The following is a 5,864-nucleotide window of genomic DNA, read 5'->3' as shown; positions in this document are numbered from 1 at the left end:
CATAGTGACTTATCGACCACGCAAATTTATACTCACGTGGCGACTGAACGATTGAAGCAGATCCACAGTCAACACCACCCAAGAGCATAACAATGGTTAGATTCATCCATGTCTTCTTGGAAAAACGATTTTACATTAAGGTGAATTTCATGAGCGTATTACGCCGACTAACTCTGCTGACTTTACCATTTTTTGTTACCGCTTGTGGTGCAGAAGAAAGTCAGGCTCAAACGGAGACTCCTGCGCAACAAGTGGCGCCAGCTGCCCAGAGCGGCTTTGATGAAGCAGCATTAAAAACTAAGTTCTCAAAGCTTGGTTTATCTATCGTTGATATTCAACCATCAGACGTCGCTGGCTTATTGGAAATTCAAACCAATGGCGGGATCCTGTTTGCTTCAAATGATGGTAGCCATTTTATCGCCGGTACGCTTTATGCCATTAAGGATGATGGCAGTTACAAAGATGTCATAGCAGAGCGTCAAGCGCCACTTAACGCCGAGAAAATTGCGCAGTTCTCCGATAGCATGATCGAATACAAAGCCGACGATGAAAAGTACGTTGTGACCGTATTCACCGATATCACATGTGGTTACTGTGTGCGTCTGCATAGCCAAATGCAAGGCTATAATGAGCTAGGTATTACAGTGCGTTACATGGCTTACCCTCGCCAAGGTGCAACTGGCCCTGTGGCAGAACAAATGGCAACGATTTGGTGTGCTGAAGATCCGGCGTCGGCAATGCACAACGCGAAAGTGAATCGTACATTTGATAACCCTGCGAAAGACCTGAAACAGTGTAAAGAAACCATCCAGGCGCATTACAATCTAGGTCGCCAATTGGGTATTTCTGGTACGCCAGCAATCTTCTTACCGAATGGCGAAATGGTTGGTGGCTACCTACCACCTGCAGAGCTATTGAAACGTTTAAAGCAACTATAATCCATTAGGAGCAGAGTCGGCAAAGTTGTCGGCTCTTTTAAGCATGATAGAAATTCAACGACGTCCTGAACCTGATCTTTCCCTTCTTCCTGATTCCATTCCTCCGATTCTTAAACGTATCTACATCAACCGTGGGATAACGGATCTTTCACAATTAGAAACGTCGGCCCGTGGGTTGCATTCATATCAAAAACTCGGGGGGATTGAGCAAGCTGTCGATCTTTTGTTTCAGGGGATAAAAGAACAAAAACGCATCATCGTTGTCGGTGATTTTGACGCTGATGGTGCGACAAGCTCAGCATTATCAGTACTCGCGCTGCGTATGCTTGGTAGTCACAATGTGGATTACCTAGTGCCAAATCGTTTTGAAGACGGTTATGGGTTAAGTCCAGAAGTCGTTGACCAAGCCTTAGAGCTTGGCGCTGAGATGATCATGACGGTGGATAACGGCGTCTCATCAATCGAAGGCGTGCGTTACGCAAAAGAAAATGGCATTACTGTGCTTGTTACCGATCACCACTTGCCAGGACAAGTGTTGCCTGATGTGGATGCAATGGTGAACCCAAACCTTGAGAGCTGTAGCTTTCCATCTAAAGCGCTTGCGGGTGTGGGGGTCGCGTTTTATCTCATGATGGCACTATGCGTTCATATGCGAAAACACAATTGGTTTGCAGAACAGGGGATGCAAGAGCCCAAGTTGATGGAACTGATTGACCTTGTTGCACTGGGTACCGTCGCCGACGTCGTTCCATTGGATGAAAACAACCGCATTCTTGTACACCAAGGTTTGCAACGTATTCGTGCGGGCAAAGCGCGTCCCGGCATCCAAGCGTTAATTGAGGTCGCGAAGCGCGATGCGCGTCGTTTAGTTGCGTCCGATTTTGGCTTTGCTTTAGGTCCACGTATTAATGCTGCAGGTCGTCTTGATGACATGTCTTTCGGTGTTGAACTGCTGATGTGTAACAACATCCACGCTGCTCGTCGCATGGCAAGTGAATTGGATGGCTTGAACCAAACACGTAAAGAGATTGAAGAAGGCATGAAGCAAGAAGCGATGGCTTTCTGTGAGCGCCTTCAGTTTGGTGAAGGCAATGAGCTTCCTTATGGCCTAGCCTTGTTCCAACGTGATTGGCATCAAGGTGTGATTGGTATTTTGGCTTCGCGTATTAAAGAGAAGTTTCACCGTCCAGTCATTGCATTTGCTGATGGCGGAGAAGGGACGATTAAAGGCTCGTGTCGTTCTATTCCGGGGCTACACATGCGCGATGCGTTGGATTTCATCGACACGCAAAACCCGGGTTTGATCATCAAGTTTGGTGGACACGCCATGGCAGCAGGCTTAACGATTAAAGAGCAGGATTTTGAGCGTTTCAGTCGTTTGTTTGATGAAGTGGTAAAAAAGGAACTCGATGAAGCGGCGCTAAAAGGCGTGATCATGTCCGATGGTGAACTTAAGCCGGAAGAGTTCTCTATGCATGTTGCTGAACAGCTGCGATCGGGTGGCCCTTTTGGACAAGCTTTCCCAGAGCCAATCTTTGATGGTGAGTTTAAAGTACTGCATCAAAAGCTGGTGGGTGAGAAGCATCTTAAATTGATGTTAGAGCCGCTTTATAAAGGTCACCCTACCAATATGATGATCGACGGCATTGCATTCAATGTTGATCTACGCCGATGGCCAGATGCATCGGTTAAAACAGTACGTCTCGCGTATAAGTTGGATGTGAATGAATTTCGTGGTAATCAATCATTGCAATTGATGATCGATCATATCGAAGCTAAGTAATACCTAGATTAACCTTTCTTATAGAGTACGGTTGCCCCGAAGTGGGTGTAAAATTTTATGACCGTGCTCTCTCTCACCGCAATCTGATTTCTCATCCGAAATTTTCCTGTATCTCGGTCACATTTTTCAGTAGAATTTCTCGGTTAAATTCTATTCTAAAATGTTGAGTAAACATGTTTGAAATCAATCCAATTAAAAACCGTCTGCAGGACGTGTCTCAGCGCACAAATGTCCTGAGGGGGTATCTTTGACTATGACGCGAAGAAAGAGCGTCTAGAAGAAGTCAACGCAGAACTTGAACAACCAGATGTATGGAACGAACCTGAGCGTGCGCAAGCACTGGGTAAAGAGCGTGCATCACTAGAAGCGGTTGTTGAAACCATTGATCAACTAGAGCAAGGTGTGGAAGATGTAGAAGGTCTTCTTGAGCTGGCTGTAGAAGAAGAAGATCAAGAAACATTTGACGAAATTGAACCAGAACTTGCTGAGTTGGAAGAGAAGCTAGAAAAGCTTGAATTCCGTCGTATGTTCTCTGGCGACCACGATAGCTCTGATTGTTACATCGATTTGCAAGCTGGCTCTGGTGGTACAGAAGCACAAGACTGGACTAACATGCTGCTGCGTATGTACCTACGTTGGGCAGAAGCGAAGGGCTTCAAAGCTGAAGTGATTGAAGTCTCTGAAGGTGAAGTCGCGGGTCTTAAGTCGGCAACAGTTCGCATCTCTGGTGAGTATGCGTACGGTTGGTTACGCACTGAAACGGGCGTTCATCGTCTTGTTCGTAAATCTCCGTTCGATTCAGGCGGTCGTCGCCATACGTCATTTGCTTCTGCGTTCATCTATCCAGAGATTGATGAAAACATCGACATCGACATTAATCCTTCCGACCTACGCATTGACGTTTACCGTGCGTCAGGCGCAGGTGGTCAGCACGTAAACACCACAGAATCTGCGGTACGTATTACGCACGTACCTACGAACACAGTGGTTCAGTGTCAGAATGACCGTTCTCAACATAAGAACAAAGATCAGGCAATGAAACAGCTTCGAGCGAAGCTATTTGAGCTTGAATTGCAAAAGCAAAATGCGGAAAAACAAGCTAATGAAGACGCTAAGTCTGACATTGGCTGGGGTAGCCAGATCCGTTCTTACGTATTGGATGACTCACGTATTAAGGACCTCCGTACGGGCATTGAAAACCGTAATACTCAAGCGGTTCTTGATGGCGATCTGGACAAATTTATTGAAGCTAGCCTGAAATCAGGTCTATAAAGCTTTTCACCGACAAAAACAGGATACATCGAAAATGACTGATGCTGTTCAAAACGAAACTGTACTAGAAGAAAATAAGCTGATTGCTGAACGCCGCGCTAAACTGGATGCAATCCGAAAGAGCTGCAAAGCGAACGGCCATCCAAACGACTTCCGTCGTGACGCACTAGCGGGCGACCTTCAGAAAGAGTTCGGTGAAAAGACGAAGGAAGAGCTAGAAGAGCTTAACCACGTAGTAGCAATCGCAGGCCGTATCATGGCTAAACGTGGTCCATTCTTGGTAATTCAAGAAACTTCTGGCCGTATCCAAGCTTATGCTGACAAAGCGGTTCAAAAAGTACTTAAAGAAAAATACCAAGGTCTAGATATCGGTGACATCATCGGTGTTAAAGGTGCACTTCATAAGTCTGGTAAAGGTGACCTATACGTGAACATGGAAGAGTACGAGTTGCTAACCAAAGCACTACGTCCACTTCCAGAGAAGTTCCACGGTCTAACTGACCAAGAGATGCGTTATCGCCAACGTTACGTTGACCTGATCGTTAACGAAGACTCTCGTCAAGCGTTTGTAGTACGTTCTAAAGTAATGTCTGCAATCCGCAACTTCATGATCTCTAAGCAGTTCATGGAAGTTGAAACGCCAATGATGCACGTTATCCCTGGCGGTGCGAGTGCGCGTCCATTTATCACGCACCACAACGCACTAGACATGCCAATGTACCTACGTATCGCGCCAGAGCTATACCTGAAGCGTCTAGTTGTTGGTGGTTTTGATCGCGTATTCGAAATCAACCGTAACTTCCGTAACGAAGGCCTTTCTCCACGCCACAACCCAGAATTCACAATGATGGAATTCTACATGGCGTACGCAGACTACAAAGATCTGATGGACCTAACTGAAGAACTACTAAGCTCAGTGGCGCAAGAAGTTCTAGGTTCAACGTCAATGCCTTACGGTGATGAAACGGTTGAGTTTGGTGGTACTTACACTCGTATGAGCATGTTCGAAGCAATCAAGCACTACAACCCAGACCACGCGCAAATCCAAGCGCTAACAGAAGAAGACCTACAAAACCGTGATCTAATGGTTTCTATCGCGAAATCTGTTCACGTTGAAGTAGAACCTTTCTGGACATGTGGTCAGCTTCTTGAAGAGATCTTTGGTGAAACAGCAGAACCTAAGCTAATGCAGCCTACGTTCATCACTGGTTACCCAGCAGATATTTCTCCACTAGCTCGTCGTAGCGACGATAACCCGTTCTTTACAGACCGCTTTGAGTTCTTTATCGGTGGCCGTGAAGTAGCGAACGGTTTCTCAGAGCTTAACGATGCTGAAGACCAAGATGCACGCTTTAAAGCACAGGTTGAAGCGAAAGAGTCTGGTGACGACGAAGCAATGTTCTACGATGCAGACTACATCACTGCTCTAGAGCACGGCCTACCGCCAACAGCAGGCCAAGGTATCGGTATCGACCGTTTGGTTATGCTACTGACTAACACGCACACTATCCGTGACGTGATCCTATTCCCTGCAATGCGCCCGCAAGCGTAATTCGATAGGATGAGTAAAAAACCACCTTCGGGTGGTTTTTTTTGCCTTTTAGTTAAGTTAATTCAAGTTGTTGCATTTGCTTTTTAATGGGATATGCAAATAAACATTCGCCAAATCTCAATCTATTGCATAGTCTTAATACTGAGACAGACGTGAGGGGGCGGAGTCTCGATAATGTTACCCGCTCGCAAAGATAAGTTTGTGGCACAAAATTTCTATTAACAATGAAAAAGGGTTAGAGAATGGCTGGGCAGTTTAAGATGGACTCCATCCCGGGATCGCTTGTGGTAGTTGGCGGTACTTATGAGCCTTGGTTATC

At 46.0% G+C, this 5,864-nt stretch carries 4 protein-coding genes; all 4 read left to right on the top strand.

Translation table 11 applies throughout. The features are described 5' to 3' along the window. The first annotated feature begins 149 nt into the window (after nt 1-149). The 4 genes from dsbC (at nt 150) to lysS (ending at nt 5,545) form a co-directional block, all read left to right on the top strand. A complete protein-coding gene (gene dsbC / locus R7P35_RS23500; protein WP_042521854.1) occupies nt 150-938 on the top strand; it encodes a bifunctional protein-disulfide isomerase/oxidoreductase DsbC in 789 nt (262 codons plus the stop codon). Between the two features lie 43 nt (nt 939-981). Continuing rightward, nucleotides 982-2,721 carry a single-stranded-DNA-specific exonuclease RecJ gene (gene recJ / locus R7P35_RS23495; protein WP_225491975.1) on the top strand — a complete coding sequence of 580 codons (1,740 nt, stop codon included), beginning with the start codon at nt 982-984 and terminating at the stop codon, nt 2,719-2,721. 173 nt (nt 2,722-2,894) lie between these two features. Next, nucleotides 2,895-3,993, top strand: a protein-coding gene (prfB, locus tag R7P35_RS23490) for a peptide chain release factor 2 (RefSeq protein WP_100068604.1) whose coding sequence is annotated in 2 segments (ribosomal slippage) — nt 2,895-2,969 and nt 2,971-3,993 — 1,098 coding nt in all. Because the reading frame shifts where the segments join, the coding sequence is not laid out codon by codon here. A gap of 34 nt (nt 3,994-4,027) precedes the next feature. After that, a complete protein-coding gene (gene lysS, locus R7P35_RS23485) occupies nt 4,028-5,545 on the top strand; it encodes a lysine--tRNA ligase (RefSeq protein ID WP_005382861.1) in 1,518 nt (505 codons plus the stop codon). Nucleotides 5,546-5,864 lie beyond the last annotated feature (319 nt).

Source organism: Vibrio sp. Vb0304, assembly GCF_033338995.1.
Lineage (GTDB): Bacteria > Pseudomonadota > Gammaproteobacteria > Enterobacterales > Vibrionaceae > Vibrio > Vibrio alginolyticus.
Note: the sequence above shows the minus strand (reverse complement) of the source record. Positions and strands in the feature narration are given on the sequence as shown.

Coding starts and splice junctions, on each gene's coding strand:
- recJ (WP_225491975.1), top strand. CDS start 982: ATGATAGAAATTCAACGACGTCCTGAACCTGATCTTTCCCTTCTTCCT.
- dsbC (WP_042521854.1), top strand. CDS start 150: ATGAGCGTATTACGCCGACTAACTCTGCTGACTTTACCATTTTTTGTT.
- lysS (WP_005382861.1), top strand. CDS start 4,028: ATGACTGATGCTGTTCAAAACGAAACTGTACTAGAAGAAAATAAGCTG.